The sequence below is a fragment of the Mycoplasmopsis agalactiae 14628 genome (genome assembly GCF_000266865.1).
GTDB classification, from domain to species: domain Bacteria; phylum Bacillota_I; class Bacilli_A; order Mycoplasmatales; family Metamycoplasmataceae; genus Mycoplasmopsis; species Mycoplasmopsis agalactiae_A.
The window spans coordinates 127032-144146 of record NZ_AJPR01000006.1 but is presented as its reverse complement, the minus strand read 5'-3'; the positions used below and the strand labels follow the sequence as shown (position 1 = coordinate 144146).

The 17115-nt window shown below is 28.5% G+C and carries 23 protein-coding genes and 1 tRNA gene; 22 read left to right on the top strand and 2 right to left on the bottom strand.

All coding sequences use genetic code 4. The features are described from left to right. Position 1: 1 nt before the first annotated feature. The 6 genes from MAGB_RS01850 to MAGB_RS01825 all read left to right on the top strand — a co-directional run bounded on the left by MAGB_RS01850 (position 2) and on the right by MAGB_RS01825 (position 5659). Positions 2-589, top strand: a complete 588-nt coding sequence (locus tag MAGB_RS01850; RefSeq protein WP_004024115.1) for a toprim domain-containing protein — start codon at positions 2-4, stop codon at positions 587-589. A 15-nt stretch (positions 590-604) separates the two neighbouring features. Next, positions 605-1252, top strand: coding sequence for a dTMP kinase (gene tmk / locus MAGB_RS01845; protein WP_004024114.1), 648 nt, complete (start codon positions 605-607; stop codon positions 1250-1252). Then, positions 1252-2154, top strand: coding sequence for an AAA family ATPase (locus tag MAGB_RS01840; protein ID WP_004024113.1), 903 nt, complete (start codon positions 1252-1254; stop codon positions 2152-2154). The genes tmk and MAGB_RS01840 overlap by 1 nt, the downstream gene beginning before the upstream one ends. Further along, entirely contained in the window at positions 2147-2866 is a 720-nt protein-coding gene (gene rsmI, locus MAGB_RS01835) for a 16S rRNA (cytidine(1402)-2'-O)-methyltransferase (RefSeq protein WP_004024112.1), read from the top strand. Before MAGB_RS01840 ends, rsmI begins: the two co-directional genes overlap by 8 nt. Positions 2867-3001: 135 nt before the next feature. Beyond that, the gene (locus MAGB_RS01830; RefSeq protein WP_004024111.1) at positions 3002-3739 is read left to right on the top strand and encodes a hypothetical protein; all 738 of its coding nucleotides are present in this window, start codon (positions 3002-3004) and stop codon (positions 3737-3739) included. Positions 3740-3985: 246 nt separating this feature from the next. Further along, entirely contained in the window at positions 3986-5659 is a 1674-nt protein-coding gene (locus tag MAGB_RS01825) for an MBL fold metallo-hydrolase RNA specificity domain-containing protein (protein ID WP_004024110.1), read from the top strand. 37 nt (positions 5660-5696) lie between these two features. Here the strand turns inward: MAGB_RS01825 and MAGB_RS01820 are convergent, their stop codons facing one another. Next, a complete protein-coding gene (locus MAGB_RS01820; RefSeq protein ID WP_004024109.1) occupies positions 5697-6320 on the bottom strand; it encodes a DUF402 domain-containing protein in 624 nt (207 codons plus the stop codon). Positions 6321-6592: 272 nt separating this feature from the next. Between MAGB_RS01820 and MAGB_RS01815 the strand changes: the two genes are divergently transcribed. From MAGB_RS01815 to MAGB_RS04460, 14 genes are all read left to right on the top strand, one after another. Continuing rightward, positions 6593-6808 carry an MAG6790 family protein gene (locus tag MAGB_RS01815; protein WP_004024108.1) on the top strand — a complete coding sequence of 72 codons (216 nt, stop codon included), beginning with the start codon at positions 6593-6595 and terminating at the stop codon, positions 6806-6808. A 53-nt stretch (positions 6809-6861) separates the two neighbouring features. Continuing rightward, complete coding sequence (gene trmB / locus MAGB_RS01810; RefSeq protein ID WP_004024107.1) at positions 6862-7479, top strand: tRNA (guanosine(46)-N7)-methyltransferase TrmB; 618 nt, start codon at positions 6862-6864, stop codon at positions 7477-7479. Between the two features lie 3 nt (positions 7480-7482). Further along, a complete protein-coding gene (locus MAGB_RS01805) occupies positions 7483-8136 on the top strand; it encodes a chromate transporter (protein ID WP_004024106.1) in 654 nt (217 codons plus the stop codon). Beyond that, positions 8136-8804, top strand: coding sequence for a chromate transporter (locus MAGB_RS01800; RefSeq protein WP_004024105.1), 669 nt, complete (start codon positions 8136-8138; stop codon positions 8802-8804). The genes MAGB_RS01805 and MAGB_RS01800 overlap by 1 nt, the downstream gene beginning before the upstream one ends. Before the next feature lie 33 nt (positions 8805-8837). Further along, on the top strand, positions 8838-9755 hold the full coding sequence (locus MAGB_RS01795; protein WP_004024104.1) for an RluA family pseudouridine synthase: 918 nt from the start codon (positions 8838-8840) through the stop codon (positions 9753-9755). Between the two features lie 46 nt (positions 9756-9801). Further along, complete coding sequence (locus tag MAGB_RS01790) at positions 9802-10851, top strand: APC family permease (RefSeq protein ID WP_004024103.1); 1050 nt, start codon at positions 9802-9804, stop codon at positions 10849-10851. A 28-nt stretch (positions 10852-10879) separates the two neighbouring features. After that, positions 10880-11503 carry a ribonuclease HII gene (locus tag MAGB_RS01785; RefSeq protein ID WP_004024102.1) on the top strand — a complete coding sequence of 208 codons (624 nt, stop codon included), beginning with the start codon at positions 10880-10882 and terminating at the stop codon, positions 11501-11503. 416 nt (positions 11504-11919) lie between these two features. Next, on the top strand, positions 11920-12276 hold the full coding sequence (locus tag MAGB_RS01780; RefSeq protein ID WP_004024101.1) for an amino acid--tRNA ligase-related protein: 357 nt from the start codon (positions 11920-11922) through the stop codon (positions 12274-12276). Position 12277: 1 nt separating this feature from the next. Then, a complete protein-coding gene (locus tag MAGB_RS01775) occupies positions 12278-12682 on the top strand; it encodes a hypothetical protein (RefSeq protein ID WP_036433204.1) in 405 nt (134 codons plus the stop codon). A 31-nt stretch (positions 12683-12713) separates the two neighbouring features. Beyond that, positions 12714-13118: a hypothetical protein gene (locus MAGB_RS01770; RefSeq protein WP_036433201.1), complete on the top strand. Its 405-nt coding sequence runs from the start codon at positions 12714-12716 to the stop codon at positions 13116-13118. Between the two features lie 70 nt (positions 13119-13188). Next, complete coding sequence (locus MAGB_RS01765; RefSeq protein ID WP_036433198.1) at positions 13189-13452, top strand: hypothetical protein; 264 nt, start codon at positions 13189-13191, stop codon at positions 13450-13452. A gap of 170 nt (positions 13453-13622) precedes the next feature. After that, on the top strand, positions 13623-13943 hold the full coding sequence (locus MAGB_RS04655; protein WP_081483587.1) for a hypothetical protein: 321 nt from the start codon (positions 13623-13625) through the stop codon (positions 13941-13943). Continuing rightward, positions 13925-14437 (top strand): hypothetical protein, encoded by a 513-nt coding sequence (locus MAGB_RS04465; RefSeq protein WP_235750729.1) that lies wholly within the window; start codon positions 13925-13927, stop codon positions 14435-14437. Before MAGB_RS04655 ends, MAGB_RS04465 begins: the two co-directional genes overlap by 19 nt. 28 nt (positions 14438-14465) lie before the next feature. Further along, the gene (locus MAGB_RS04460) at positions 14466-15248 is read left to right on the top strand and encodes a hypothetical protein (protein ID WP_235750728.1); all 783 of its coding nucleotides are present in this window, start codon (positions 14466-14468) and stop codon (positions 15246-15248) included. A gap of 78 nt (positions 15249-15326) precedes the next feature. Here MAGB_RS04460 and MAGB_RS01755 read toward each other — a convergent pair whose 3' ends face one another. Next, positions 15327-16457 (bottom strand): site-specific DNA-methyltransferase, encoded by a 1131-nt coding sequence (locus tag MAGB_RS01755; RefSeq protein ID WP_004024100.1) that lies wholly within the window; start codon positions 16455-16457, stop codon positions 15327-15329. 152 nt (positions 16458-16609) lie between these two features. Between MAGB_RS01755 and MAGB_RS01750 the strand changes: the two genes are divergently transcribed. Further along, a tRNA-His gene (locus MAGB_RS01750) sits at positions 16610-16685 on the top strand. A 48-nt stretch (positions 16686-16733) separates the two neighbouring features. Next, positions 16734-17114 carry a YigZ family protein gene (locus MAGB_RS01745; protein ID WP_036433191.1) on the top strand — a complete coding sequence of 127 codons (381 nt, stop codon included), beginning with the start codon at positions 16734-16736 and terminating at the stop codon, positions 17112-17114. The last annotated feature ends 1 nt before the right edge of the window (position 17115 follow it).

The following is a 17115-nucleotide window of genomic DNA, read 5'->3' as shown; positions in this document are numbered from 1 at the left end:
TATGGATATTAAAACTATTGATGAATTAACTAAGAAGTTGTTGTCAATACCGACAATAACTAAAAAGCAAGCTGAAAAGCTTTCTGATTATATTTTAAAGACGCCTAAAGATGAAATAAAGCAAACATTAGAGTATATTTTAGAGGCTAAGGATAAAATTGGATTTTGCGAAAAGTGCAATTTTATAGTCGAAGACGGAAAATGTGTCAACTGTGATCGATTTAATTTATGAAATACTTTGATTATTGTCGAAAGTGTTGCAAGCGTGAAAAAGATTTTTGACACTGATTTTTATAATGGATACTTTTATGTCTTGCCATATTTATTATCTATGTCGCCAAAAAATGTAAAAGTTGACTTTAATTATGAGCATTTAGTTAATTTCATTAAAACTAAGAAAATAACTGAAGTAATAATTGTGCTTAGCCCCACTATTGAAGGACAAATGACAACAGCACAATTAATGCAAATTTGTAGAGAAATTGATGTCAAAGCAACTAGGGCTGCAGTTGGACTTCCATTGAATTCTAATATTGAGTATGTTGACGAATTCACTATCAAACAAGCCATAGAGAACAGAACGAAATAATTTGTTAGGAGCAGTATGTTTATAACTTTTGAAGGTTTGGACGGAAGCGGAAAAACTACTATTGTACAAAAATTAGTTGAAAAACTATTAGAGAGAAAGCCTGCTCTAAGTTTTATAGTAACTAGAGAACCCGGCGGAAAAAATGTTAGAGAATCAGAAAAAATTAGGGAGCTAATTTTAGATAAAGAGTCACATTTATCGCCAATTTCAGAAGCTCTTTTGTACACTGCTAGCAGACGGATTCACATTGAAAAAGTTATACTTCCTGCTCTTAAAAAGAACAAATTAGTTTTATGTGATAGATATATAGACAGTTTTTATGCATATCAAGGCATAGTTAGGGGCTTGGGGCTATTGTTTGCAAAACAGTTGACTGAAATGGTTATTGAAAATACTATCCCTGATATAACTATTTTTATTGATATAACTGCTGAGCAAAGTGAGTATCGTAGAAATGTTGCAAGACTAATTAGTGATCGTCTTGATTCTGAAAGTTTAGAATTTCATAAAAAAGTTTTTGATGCCTACAAAGAAGTAATTGATTTAGACCCTAAGCGTTTTATTATTGTTAATGGCTTGCAAAGCATACCTGAAATCTTGGATGAAATAGTTGAAAAACTATTCCAAAATAAAAAGTTTAATGAGTGATGAGAGAATAATTAATGGTTAGTGATAATTTAATAAAGATTTTGGATAATTCAATTAAACAAAATAGGATTAGCCATTGTTATTTGCTTAGCTCTAGCTCAAATATTGATATTAATGAATCGCTTATTTATTTTATTAACAGAGTTAACAACAGCAAAATTACATCATTAAACGAAAATGAATTACCTGCTAATGTTATGTTTTTTAATGAAGATTTGTCAAAGTCTAAAATTGTTTCTGTAATGGAAAACAGCACACTTGCTTCATTTGTCCAAAATGCCTATAAAATAATCATTTTGAAAGAAATTGATAAGGCTTCAAATGCTAGTTTGAATGCACTTTTAAAGAATATTGAAGAGCCAAGTTCAGACACAATATTTTTACTTACAACCAGAAACATTAACTCAGTTTTGCCAACTATATTGTCACGCTCAATAGTTATTAATATCAAAGCCCCTAGTTATTTAGATATAGAAGCTGAATTAATAAATAAAAATTATGCAAAAGAACAAGCATGGTTTTTTAGCTATGTATTTAATGATTTATCACAGGCTGAGAAATATTTAAATAATGATTCGTATGAACTGGTGTTAAATTTGTTAGATGCTGTACACAAAAGTTTTAAAGAAAAATATCATTTGTATGTTTTTTTGACTAAATTTAGTAAAAAAGATAACAAAAATACTATGGCTTTTTTAGCTTTATGTCTTAAATTTATTTTTTCATGAATCTGAAATAAACTAAGCTTTAAAAATCAGTTGATGAAGAAAGTAGCAGGCAAACTAAAGGATGTAAAAATTGACTACTTTGCCTTGTTTACAGCCATAAATGAATATCTTGAGGCTATAGAATCTAATGAAAATTATTTTTTACAAACAGAGAGAATGCTAACAAAAATAGTAGGTGCTTATGAGTAAAATTTATATTGTCGGTACACCAATTGGGAATTTAAAAGATATAACTTATAGAGCCATAGAAACATTAAGGTCTGTTGACTGAATTGCTTGTGAAGACACAAGAGTAACTGCAAAGCTTTTGTCCGCTTATGACATAAAAAAACCATTAGTAATTCATAATAAAAATAATGAAAAAAGTTCTGCTAAATCGATAATTGATAGATTAATACATAATGAACAAAACATTGCTTTGGTTTCTGATGCTGGCATGCCATTAGTTAATGATCCAGGTTTTGAAATTGTTAAATTAGCTAATGAAAATAACATAGGCATTGAAATTATTCCTGGTGTCAGTGCATCAATTACAGCATTTGCGCTTAGCGGACTATCAAGTACATTTGTTTATATGGGGTTTCCTAAAGAAAAAGAAGGCCAAAGAATTAAGCAGATTGAATCGTTTAGTTATGAACATGCTTATGTGTTTTATGTAGGCAATAGTAAAATCGAGAAATTTTTAACTGAGATTTATAAAGTATGAAATAGTGATGCGCTTGTGTTTTTAGCTAGAGAAATGACTAAAATTCATGAGCAGTTTTACTATGGAGATGCAAGCGAAGTTTTAAATGAACTAAATAGTGGATCGGCAAAAGGTGAGTTTACAATCGTAATTAAACTAAAGGAACAAAAAAGAGAAAAAATCAATAAGTATGCTGATTTTTCTAAAGTCAAATAACACTATTTTAAAGTTAAATTAGCAAATTTTGATATGTGTTAATGTTTACACATTAGCACATTTTTTTATTCATTAATTTTGTCGATAATTTTTGTTTGGAATAAGATTGCAAGCGTTGAATATCGGGGTAAATATATGAAAAGAATTAGAAATAGACTATTAACATTTGGTAGTATTGCAGTTCTTGCAGTTTCGCCTGCCTTTGTAGCTGCTGCCACAACAAAAGGCAGAATGCCTGCAAGTGCTAAATTAAAAGGATTACTTTTACAAAGAGAACAATTACATGGTTCTATTAGCAAAGCTGATGAAGACATCAAAAACATTACTGTATTAGTTAATGATTTAGAAACTAACTTAGAGAAAATGGAAAAGGATGCTGAACCTAAAGTTTCAAAAATTGAAAAAGAAATTACCAATGTAAGTAATGAAGCCGAAAAACTTAGTTCTGAATTAAAAGAAGCTGAAAAGAAGTATGAGAGTGTTAATAAGCAACACAAAATATACAAGGATTTTATTGACTTCACAAATCACAAAGTAAATGAACTTAATCATGAACGCATAGAAGTAGATAGTGAAAACTCACTCGACATAAACAAAGCAAAGCAGAAATTCGATGAAGCAGAAAAATCTCGTAATGAACTAAGCCAAAAAATTGAAAAAACCAAAAAAAGCATAACCGAAAAACAAAATACTATTGAATCACTTAAAAAAGACAAGCAAACCATTTTTGACAAAATTGAAAGTACAAAAAGTGAGATAACCAAGAATAAAAAATCTTTAAAACAAAATGAAGAAAAAATGATGAAATCTAAGGTTGAATTAAGTGGAACAAATTTTGAAATAAGAATCGAAGAAGAAAGATTAAATTGATAAGCAAGTTGATGCCCAACTTGTTTTTTTATTTGCTTTAGCCTGTAAGACCATCATAAAATTCACATTTATATATTTGACCAAAAATCCTATAAAACAGTCTAATAATACATTAGTAATATTGCATAATTATCGCAAAATTTACTTTAAAAGCATAATTATCAAAATTTCTTTATGTGGTAAAATTGAAATTAAATATTATGTTTTTTATTTCAATTTAATAATTTATTTTTATTTACGGAGGTCTTAATGAACCATATTAATATATTTGCGCTTGGTGGACTTGATGAAAATGGCAAAAATTGCTATATTTTTGAAACTTTTGATGAAAAGGGTGAAAACAAAAAGATATATGTAATTAACTCAGGTGCTAAAGTTCCTATTAATTCAAGCAATAAAATAGACACTTTGATTCCAAATTTCAACTATTTAATTAAAAACAAGGATGCTATTCAAGGCGTTTTTGTTACTGATGTTAAAAATGATTCGTTTAGTGCACTTCCATGATTATTGATGAAAATGCCCACAGTGCCTGTTTATACATCTAAGTTTAATAAAGTATTAATTATGGAAAGATTGTCTAAGTATAAATTAGACTTAAAGAAAGTTAAGATCAATATTTTAGACAGGCCTACAAAAGTTGGTGATATTTTTGTAAACCCAATTGAACTAGCAGGCTCAATGCCAGGACACATTGGTCTTGATTTTATTACTCCTAGTGGTGATTATTTATTTATGTTCAACTTTGTTGAAGCGAACTTAGGTATATATGGCAACCTAGATTTTGATGAAATGCCTAAGAAATTCTTTGCAAAAAGAAAAATTAAGGCATTAATAGTTGATTCAGGAAATTCAAATCAAAATTGTAGAGCAGCTGACAAAATTGTTTTACCAAGGAATGTAAGAGAAGCATTTTTTAGTGCAAAGCCTGACCAAAGAATTATTGTAGGAGCTTATGATGAAGAAATGTATTCAATAAGTCAAATTTTAGACTTTGCATATGAAGCTAAAAGGCCAGTAATAGCTTATGGAAAAACATATGGACAAGTCTTAAGCTTGATTAAATCAGTAGTTCCTGATTTGAAATTACCTAAAGTTTTAGATTATAAGTATGCTAATAAAGTAAAAAATGCTGTGATTTTGGTCACTGGAACTGTTGAAAGATTACACTCAAGATTTGCAAGAATCACAGACAACAATGATGTTTATTTAAAGCTTCAAGAAAGCGACACTGTAATAATGATAGCTCCTGCAATTAATGGATTAGAATCTTTAGAAGCTGTAGTGCTTGATGATATTGCTAGAGTTAGTCCTAAAGTTATGGAACTTAATAATTTTGAATTTTTCCACCATCATCCTGCCAGAGAAGATCTTGCAAAATTAATTAATATTTTAAAACCTGAATATGTAATACCTGTTCAAGGGCTATATAGATACTTGCAAGATGCACAAAGATATATTGTTAAAAATGTCGGATTTAACTCTAAAAATGTTTTATTGTTACAAAACGGGCAAGTTGCACATTTTGACAATGGTAAACTTGGCTCATACAAGAGAAAAATCAAAGAAGTTGGTGATGTTATAGTTGATGGTTTTGGTGTTGGCGACATAAATACTGAAGTGCTTAATGAAAGGGAAGTTTTAGGGCGTGAAGGTGTAGTTTTAGTTGCAATTAAATACAATCCAATTAAGAAAAAAATAGTTGGCAAAGTTCAAATTAATACAGTCGGAGTAATAAGTAAAGAAGAAAAGTCTGATGCAAATGATTTAATTAAAGCAACACTTTTAAATGTAATAGAAGGCAAAAAATTTGAAAGTCTAAGAGAATTTCAAAATGTTTGCAGGCAAGCAATTAGAAAAAGAATATTCAAAGTATTTAGCAAAGAACCTATTGTTGTTGTTTCTGCTGTTAGCACACAATAAACGACCAAAAGACCTATAAAAAAGGCAAAAAAGCGAATTACTCGCTTTTTTTCTTTGCTCTTTTTTTGTTTTTAGAGGCTCTGAATTTCTTTGCAATTGAACAATCTTTAATACCTAAATCAATGTAATAGTTAATTATTTCATCATTAAAAAAGTAGCCTTGTCTTTCATAATGCTGCATAACTTCTTGTGTGCCGTCTCAAACTAATTGTTTAAGCTTATCTGGGTATTTATAACGCCGTGAATTTTCTTTAAACTCTTCGCTGTCTACAATTGAGACAGAGTTTGAAGGATAAGCTTTTATATCTAGATCAAAGTCAATAAACTTTATTGTATTATCTTCATAAATAGGATATGAAGCAACATTAATATAAGAATAATTTTGCTTTTTGCTTGGTTTTAAAAGAATGAGAGCATTATACATTGAACGTTTAGGTAAAAATCATAGTACATAGTCTCTATAGACTCAGTTATGATTATTTTGTTCACTAACTCTTGTTTTGTACATTAAAAGGACATAGTGTTTACTTGTATTCCTAAGAACTTTTACGCCATTTCATTGTCTATATAGTGTGCCATCATATTTATAGGCCTGTACATCTATAATCGATCCTTCAACAGGGAAAGAAATTCTCTTGCCATTATTCTGTTCGGCAATCATAGTTCCCCTTTGTGTAGTGAGAATTTATGTATTTATTAATATTTTTATAAATTATTTATTTTATTTGTGCTTATTTAGCTATTAATTAATATTTTAAATTAAGTAAGTATTATTGTATTTTTGGATACATTATTATTATATTGTAAAAGAGTTAAAAGTTAAGAAAGCAAAGAGCAAAAAACTTGTGCAAATTGCATTTTAAAACCATAATAAACATTGCCTTTGCTATAATTTAATAAGGTAGACAATGACTTGTCTACTTAAGGAGATTTATGTACAAGTATAAAGCTAAATTAATTGTCAACCAAGAAATTATTGCAACTGCAAATAGCTTGGAAGATATTGAAGCTGCTGTACTAGGCTATCGTCGTAAGCAAAAAGTAGGCGACCATACTAGCGGTAACGAAAAAGTAGAGATTATTCATGTTGAAAGAGATTCTCTAAAAGGTAAACATAAATCTAAGGAAGTTGTATTAAAAGTTATTTAATATTCATTTAAGCAGTGGAGATTCCACTGCTTTTTTGATAGAATTATTTATAAATGAGATTACGTTATGATAGAAATGCTGAAGGCAAGCTAGAAATGTCAAATTACCTTATAAAACAGGGCAATTCGAAAATTTTACTTGATGATAAAACAGTATTAGAAATTGGTATGGGCAAAGGTGAAATGATAGTTGAATTAGCTAATGCTTATCCAGAACTGAACTTTATTGGCTTGGAAAAATACCCAACTGTAGCTGCTAAGTGCATTAAAAAAGCAAATGAATATAAACTTTCAAATTTTAAAATATTGATTGATGATGCTTTTAAAGTTGATGAAATTTTTGAAGGACAGTGCAAAGTTATATGACTAACTTTTAGTGATCCATGACCCAAAGCAAGACATGAAAAAAGAAGACTCACACATCCATTGTTTTTAGAAAAATATAAAAAAATTCTTGATAAAGACGGCATTTTGAAGTTTAAAAGTGATAACGATGGCCTTTATGAATTTTCACTTTTATCCCTACAAAACAGCCATTGAAGAATTATCGACCATGGAACTGATTTGCATAATTCAAAACATAATGAAGATAATTATCAAACAGGATATGAGAGAAAATGATCGGAAAAAGGAAAGAAAATTAATTACATTTTTGCACAAAAAGGTGAATAAAGCATGCACACAGAAGAGTTAACACATAAAGTTAAACCATCATTTTGAAAAGTACTTTGATTTATTATATTCACTTCGTTTATAGGCTTTGGTGGCGGTAATGCTTTGTTGCCAATTTTTAAAAGATATTCAGTAGATAAATATCGCTGATTAAGTGAAAAAGAGTTTGAAGAAAATGTTATTTTAACCAACATGCTTCCTGGTGCTTCAGTTATCGAAGCTTTGAGTTATATTGCTTTTAAAACTTTAGGATTTTGAAAAGCATTAATTGTTATTGTTTTTGGAGTTTTGCCACACGTAATTTTTGGTTTCTTGATTTTTTACTTTACTCAATATATTCCGCTTAAATATCTTTTTGTGATTGAAGTTGCTGTTTTATCAACAATAATAGGATCATTAATTGTTTTTGTTTATAACTATGTTAAAAAAGGGTTAAAAGCCATTAAACAATGGTTATGATTTTTATTATTCTTAATAACTATTTTATATGCACTATTTGTACCAGCTCCATATAATATGCCAGTTATTATTATGGTGGCAATAATGGTTATTTTTACAATTGTTTACTTTTCTAGAAAGAAAATAATAAGAAACAAGAAAAATCATAAGTGTGATTTGATTATTCCTAGTGACGATCATTCGAAAGGCGGTAAATAATGACCTTTTTAATGATATTAACTACAATCATATTTATTATCTTTATTAGTTTGTCAGTATTTGGTGGTGGACAGATCTTTATGCCTATATTTAGCTGACTTTGGGAATTTTTGAATAAATATTTTGGAACTAATATTGATAGCCAAACTGTATCAAATTTATTTACAATAAGTAACGCAACACCAGGGGTTTTCTCAACTAAATTAGCCTTTGCTACAGGTTATTTAGTAGCAAATGGCCACTGATGAGGCTTTATATTTACGTTCTTTACCTATTTAACATTTGTGCTTGTGCCATTTTTAGCAATGTTTTTTTCAATGAAGCTAATGTCAAGCAAAAACAAGTCGCCATTTTTGCAAGGGTTAGTTAAAATTATGAATCCTATAATTGTTGGGATTATTGGTGCACTAATTATTCAGCTTATAATAGGAATAGCATTTCCACAAGTTATTTTTAATAAATCTATTAGTGACTATGCAAAGATTGATAATATGAAAATAAAGGCGCAATATTTTGAAAAAATAGGTATGCCGATTTTATTCATTTATGTCTTGTTTACAGTCATATTCTCATCAATTATGTACAAAAAGAAATTCCCAGTAGTTCTGCTTATTTTAATTAATGTTGCACTTGCTTTCCTTGTATTTTGTCCTTGATTAGTTAGTTAAATTATTTTTTTAATAATTTATAATTCCAAACATATGATTCAATTAGAAGTTAAATACAAAGAAAGAATAGACAAGTACATAAGTGATAATTCTGAAATTACTCGAAATGATGCCAAGGCGTTGATTGAGCAAGAAGCTGTTTATGTAGATGATAAAAAATTTGTTAGAAAGCCTAATTATATGGTGCGTGAAGGCATGGTAATTACTGTTTTAAGATTGCTTGAAAAAGAGAGCAATATTGAAGCTGTTGATATGCCACTTGACATTAGGTATGAAGATGAGTATTTGTTAATTTTAAACAAACCAAGTGGATTAGTTGTTCACCCAGCGCCCGGCCATCTTAATGACACTTTAGTTAATGCACTAATGTATCATTTTAAAAATAATTTATCAGATACTAATGGTTTATTACGCTTAGGAATAGTGCACAGAATTGATAAAGATACTAGCGGTCTTTTGATTATTGCTAAAGATAATGAAACTCACAATGAATTAGCTAAAATGCTTAAAAATCATCAAATTAAACGTACTTATTTAGCCATTTGTGAAGGAATATTGCCAAACAAAGTGACTAAAATTAATTTGCCTATTCAAAGAGATACTAAAAATAGAAAATTAATGAGCATTCACAAAGATGGTAAGAGTTCAGTTACATATGTGCATATGCTAAAAAGCTTTTATATTGATAACAAACCTTATTCTTTAGTAAAATGTGAACTTGAAACAGGAAGAACGCACCAAATTAGAGTGCATTTAGCATATATTAAACATCCTGTGTATGGTGACAGCATTTATGGCAAAAGTGTTGATGAGTTTAATCAAAGATTGCATGCATATAAATTAAGTTTTATGCACCCAGTTACAAATAAATTAATAGAAGTATATTCTGATATACCTAAAGAATTTGATATTGCTGATTTTGATTACGAATTATTAAAAAATGACAATTAATAATATATTATTTAGTTAATTATTAATATTTTCCTTAAGGAGAAATATGTTTAATAGCCACTTCAGATTTGAAGCATCTTTTGAAGGATTGTGAAAGCACGAAAAGAAAACTTTTCGTCCTATTTTCATTACAACTTTTGTTTCATTTATTATATTAATTCTTTATTTTATAGTTACTGCGTCACTTGATCTTGCATATATAAATGTCGCTAATGAATTTTTTAATAAGAGCACTGACACAAATTTCACTCCTGAATATTTAAAGAACATGCACTTGTTTTGAATAATATTCAAATATGTAGCTTCTGCTGGTATTTTAGTGTCTACCATTTTGATGTTTTTATCTGTTTTACAGGGCTATAAGAAAAAGAACTTTGCAAAAATTTACTCTTGGCCGCTAACAATATATTTCATAATTTTATTTGTTAATATATGAAATTCAGTATCAGCAATTATTCAAGGAAGAGGAGTAAATTCTTCTGGACATCTTGAATTTAGTAACTACATCTTAGCAAGAATGATATTGACTATACTATTTACCATAATTTTAGCTGTTGCCTACTTTGTATTTGTTAGAAGATATATGCTTATTAAGATTGCATATATAAATGTACAAAGATATGAAGAGGCTAAAAAGCAACTTGATGAAAACCCTGAGCTTAAAGAATTAGTACAAAACATTCAGGCTGCTTTTGGTGGTCAATTGGATGCAAAACCTAGTGATTATTCTGCTGAAGGAACTGAAGAAGCAGACGAATCAGAACCAGAAAAAATGGACAAGGATGAAGAATTGGATCCAGCTAAGTTAGCTAGAGAAAAGAATTATAAAAAGCTTATGGACTTGCCAAATGATAAGCTTTATGATGCTGCTCAAAAATTATATATTTCAGGCTACCAAAGCATGGAAAAAGCAACATTAGCAAACTTAATATTAGATATTTTAGAGCAACAAGAAGCTAAAAAACGTGCTGAAAAAGAAAATGTTCAAAGTGTTCAAAAAACCAATAAATCAGGCTCTGATGGTGAAATAGTAGAAGCGGAAGCTAGAGACATTTTGGAAGATGATAATAGTGAAAAGAAGGATGAACTTAAATAGTTCATTTTCTTTATTTTAAGGATGCAAAATGTTAGATTACGAACTCAAAAATTGCAATGATTATAAGCTTATTGCTGGAGTTGATGAAGCTGGCAGGGGGTGTTGTGCAGGGCCATTAGTTGTAGCATCTGTAATAATGCCTAAGAGTTATGTTAATGAAAGAATCAATGATTCAAAAAAGCTTAGTTCAAGACAAAGAGATATACTATTTGATGAAATTTTAAAAGTTTGCATTGATTATTATATTGTCACTTTGCCTTCTTCATATGTAGATAAATATAATCCGAAGAAAAGCTCAAAAAATGGCATGAAAATTTGTATAGATTCCTTAAATACTAAGCCTGACTTAGTTATTACTGACTATGAAAAAATTGACGATTTAGCCATTAAACAAGTTAATTTAGTTAAAGGCGATTCTATAAGTTTTAATGTTGCTTGTGCCTCTATTTTAGCTAAAGTAACTAGAGACAGATATATGATTAAAATTGCTAATCAATACAAAGAATATGGATTTGAAAAACATAAAGGATATTGCACAAAAAAACATACTGAATCAATAATTAAATATGGAGCTACTCCTGAGCACAGATTAACATATAAAAATGTTAAAGAAGCAATTAGTATTTATGAGCAATGTAAGTTAAATAGATAAAGCCATACATTAATTATTTTGGATAAACTAAAACCTTTATTACGCATCACATATATTGTTATATGTGATTTTTATATTAACTTACCATAATTCAATAAGCACTATAAAACAGCAATATTGGGAAAAATTTTGCATCGAGAATATTTTTTATTGCAAATAAACTAGCTTTTAAACAGCATCGTAAACATATGAAATTAAATAAAGAATAGCCAATATATTTACAAATCCTTTATTTTCATAGTCTTAATTCTCCACATATTTTTGCAGTATCTACAAAACATAATAAAGACACTTATAATAGATTAGTTTTAGCTTAAATGAAAGTGTGGAGAAAATATGCATTCAGGCAAAACAAATTTTGGCAAATTTGGCAGTGTTTTTATTAAAACAATAAATTCAAATAGCAAAAATACCTGGTGTATAAGTTTAGTGATTCAATTCTGCAATCAATCAATTGTCCATCCATTATCGCTCCTTTTTATCAAAAGAATTACAAAGGCATAGCTCAGAATTCTGATTCTCCTATTTGCATAGGTGAAACTGTTGGTGCCGGAGAATGACACAAAACCTATAATAAAACAGTTGAATCTATTAATAGGCATAATAATATTGATGATTATAAATTATATTTAGATATAAAAAGCCAAAACCTGCTTAAAACAGCAGGATTTGGCATAAATCTTGAAGAATTAATATTGTTTCTTATTAATGAATCTGAGATTAGAAATGCTCAACTTATTGCAAGAAAAACAGACAAAGAGATATTAACTTAGAATGGTTAAAGTAATTGAATATATTGAGCAATGCATAGGCACTTTTAACAAACATAAAAGAGGTTCATTAAAGATTGTCTTAAAAGGAAGTTATTTGCTTTATAGTGAAAAACTTATTACAAAAAAACCAAATGATATAGACTTTTGTTTTTTGCAAGATTCTCCATACTATCTAAGATTTGAATTCATTAATTATTTATTGTCATCATCAACTGCATCATTAGTAAAAAAGGATGACAATCTAGTTATTTTATCAATAGATAATGTAACTGTTGAATTTATTTTATTTGAATCAATGGCAGAAAAATTTACAAAGCAATATAAAAATTATAAAAATATATATGCAGCTGAAGAAAAGTATGCAATAGTTCAAAATAATATGCAGTATTTCGTATTCAAGCTCTAAGTATTTTTTAAAAGACAAAACTAAAAGAATTATGCAAATTGCAAATGATTTGAATTTTATAACAACAAATTCGCCTGCTATTTTGGATTTGAACAACGACAAGCACAACATAAAAAGCTTCTTGCTATCAACTAGCTGAAATACTTTTTTTATAAACAAATATTATAAATACAAGACTTTTCTTGACTACACTTTCAGCCCACGTGATTTTCTTTCAAAAAATAACATGATTTTTAACGAAAAATCACTATATTGAATTCGAGAAACTTGAAATATTTATCAAAAATCAAAAATTCTTAAAGAAAAAAATTATTTTTTAAATGAGTTAATGATCAATAGCGAAAGCCTTGAAAATTTATTGTTAAATGGTTGAACCCATCCATCGCTGCCAGGCTTGGAAGCTAAATTTATAAAATTAGTTTTTATAAAAAAATAAGATTACAAATATAAACAATAATGCTTTTTTGGTGACAAAATCTTGTATAAAAAAGAGAAATGTTCTATTTTTGGCTCATGCTGATGAAGTTGGTGGGTTAGTGATTAATAACGAAGCATTTTTTCAAGGCACTACTTATTGAGAAAATGGAGTGTTTAATTTATATAACTTAAGTAACAAATTTATTGCTGAAGTTAATGGTAATAGTATTGATAATCTTATTTATTCGCAAGAAAAGAATAGAAAAATCAATAGGCCACAGATAAATTTAGATATCGTAGATAAAGATCTAGATTCTGAATTAAGTCAAATACTGCCTGCTACAAAGACCTAAATATCTGAAATTGACATAGCAGCCCATAATCATGATAATAGATTATCTGTGTTATTGTTAAATCACCTACTTAATGACCTTAAAATTAATATAAATATATGCTTGAGCACTAAAGAGGAAATACTATTAAGAGGTATTCGTGATATTAAGGTTCAAAAGTATTTAAGGAAATTCAAAAACATAATAAATTTGAAGTATCTGAATCTGATTTTTGAGACAAGGAAAACATACTAATTAGAGTTGCTGACACTTTTACAAATGTAAATAAAAAATTACTTCGCAAGGTTACAAAAATTTGCAATGATTATGTAATTCCATACAAACTATATTTTGGTTCAGGATCAACAGATGCTACCGAAATAAGAAATACTGATGCAATAACAATTGCTATACCTGCGAACTCTATACATTCAATGAACTCTACTGTTATTGTAAAAAACATCTATTACACTTTAATGATAGGAGTTTTGTTATGATGAAATTTAAAGTAAACAATCTAAAATACACAAGCTCATTAACATTGTCCTTAATTGGATCAGAAGCATTCAAATTAGGTTCATCAATATTTATATTTAAGTTCACTGGCAACCTTTGACTTGTAACGTTTTTGTATCTATTAATTCAGCTTCCATCAATAATAGTTTACTTATTTAGCTCTAAAATAGTAAAAAAAGTCAAAAATGACAAGTTTATACTACTAGTTTGTGATTTATTAAGTTTTGCTATATTAATCCCGTCATTAATAACATTTATCATATTAAACAAAGACGATAGTAACAAAGATTTGAAGACGACATTATCAATAATTTTAATAACTTTTAGTACTATATTAGGTTTTATTCATTCATTTAGATTTATTTTTCTAAAGAATATAATTTATTTTATTGCTGATAATAATGATCAGATGCAGAAGTTTAATGCATCTAACTCCTTAGCAACTTCACTAGGTTTTTGCTTTGACAATCTTATCGTTCTTTTTATTTAAGAATCTAAGTTTTTATTGACTAATAACAATGAATATGGTTACTTACTTAGTTTCGGGAATTTTGTACTATTCATTAAAAGTGAATAAAGAAGCAACTGTATTTAGTGCGCCCGCATTGACAGATAGTGCCGAAAATAAGTTAAAAAAATCAAATATTGTAATGTCATGAATGTTCATTTTGTCTGGTTCACTTTTTATAGGAATATTCTTGTTTCCAAATACTTCAGGACTTTCTCAATATTTTAATAGTTTTGGGAACTCTGAATACAAAATTGATAACTGAGGTTTTTACTTTTCTATAATTTTTACAACTTTTTCACTATTAGGCGTTATTATTATTTATTTTTTTCAGTCAAAAATTAAAAAAAGCAAATCGCTGTTTATAACATTAATTACTGTATTAGGAACCTTAAACTTTGTTTGACTATTTTTCATGAACTCAGAAGCAAAAGTAAACTTAATTTCATATGTCTTTATAATTGCCTTACAGCAATTTGCTTATTCATTATTTATCCCTATTTATTATTCAACATCATATGAACTCTTTAGTAAAAATCATTTCCATAAGCAAAATGGAATAGCTATAGTATTCAGAACTTTATTATCATCAATGATTAGTGTGTTATTTACTTTGATATCAACCAAAGCAGGATATTTATATTTACTCATTAATCGTTTTTACCTGTGCTATAGGAATTTTGGTATCATACTTAACATACAAAAAGGGCAAAGAGCAAAATATAGAGCAAGCATAATCATTATTTGATTAGCATTTGTAATATTAAAAGACAGTGAGCAAACTGTCTTTTAATTTTGTTTAGTCATATAAGAATATTTTTAATACTAAAAAAGACATATATGGCTTATTTATAGGGCTTCTGGACAATAATTATTCTTTAATTTGCTTTTTTGATAAATATTCTCTATATAAACTTCTAATTTCATAAATTGAAACAGTTCTATCTTTACGCATAACATACCAGTAATTAAATCCATTAACTCTAGACGCTTTCTTGTTTAATAATAGTGCAGCTTTTGAATGAATATCGTGAATTTGCCCATTATCGTCAGTTAACTTTGCGTCAGAATTTAAATAAACATTTTTGTGATTAATGTTCTTTAAATAAAAGCGCTCATTAATGTGCAAAAAGTTATTAGCAATCATATCCTTTAAGTCTACTTTTAAGGGCTTTATGTCAAAAGTTGCTAATTCAATATTGCCTATCTTTTCCTTAGTTTTTTCTATTCTATTTGCACCATAATGACAATATTTTTCATCTTGCACTATCATTATGTACTTTCTGCCTGTTTGTTTAGCTACTTTGCCAGTTGTCATAGTGCCAGCAAAAGGATATAGAACTATATCATTAACTTTTGAACTTATAGTAATTATTTTATAAAGAAGCTCTTCGGGCTTTTCTGTACTATGAAGTTTTAAGCCTTCACTATCCTTTAGTCTCTCATTACCATTAACAACAGAAATTGACCACACACTGCCTAGTTGTTTACGGTTTCCTTTATTATAGTCTGCAACATTAATATTTAATTCTTTGGTTGTTTTATAGTTAAATGTGTATTTTGACTTTTGATTCTTAGTTGCTCAAATTAAAGTTTTATGGCTATTTTGGAGTCTAGCCCCTTTGAAATTTGGTGTAGGATTAGTTTTGTGTCATATAACGTCATTTATGATTCAAAATCCTAAATCTTGCTTCAGCCCGCCTATTGTGTAAATGCATTGCATTCCGCCAATAACTCAAAATGAGCCATTAGGCTTCAAGACTCTGTAACAATCACTTAATCATTTTCTAGTGAACTGTACGTAATCATTGTTAGATTCAAATTTGTCCCACTCATCCTCAACACCATTAAACTTTGTGCCCTCAACTCTAAATAAGGTTTTACTTGTTCTCATTCAATATGGAGGATCAGCAAAAATTAGATCTATGCTATTATTAGGAAGCTTTTTCAAAGTTTCAATGCAATCAGCATTAATAATTATATTAGTTGCTAGCTTATTCATTTTATTTACCAAGCTTTCTTTATTTAGAATTTTAGTTTTTTGATTTTAAAAGGCAAAATCATTACTCTAATTTTATATTTATTAATAAATTTAAATGTTAAAAGCTTTATAAATATAGGTTTTAGTTTATAATTGTTTTACAAATTAAAATGGCGGATGTGGTGAAGCGGTTAACACAGCGGGTTGTGGTCCCGTCATGCGAGGGTTCGAATCCCTTCATCCGCCCCATTTTTTTTATACTTTTTTTGCCTATGTTTAATATAGTAGAATTTTAGTATGTATATTGCTATGTGTGAGTATGAAATTAAAAAGTCTAAGTTTATAGGCTATGTGTTTGATGTTTGTTCAAAAGAAGATGTTAAAAAATATGAACTTATGCTTAGAAAAGAGCACAAAAAAAGCACACATATTTGTCATGCATACTCATTTTATAGTGCTCAAAGTCATAATTTAGGATTTAGCGATGATGGTGAGCCAAGTGGCACAGCCGGGAGGCCAATAGCTCGCGCTATTGAGCTAAAAAAGCTTGAGAATGTAGTTGTATTTGTCATAAGATATTATGGCGGGATTAAGTTAGGCGGTGGCGGACTAATAAGAGCCTATAATAAGTGTGCTAATCTAGCAATTGATGAATATATTAAAGTTAAAAGAGGCTAAA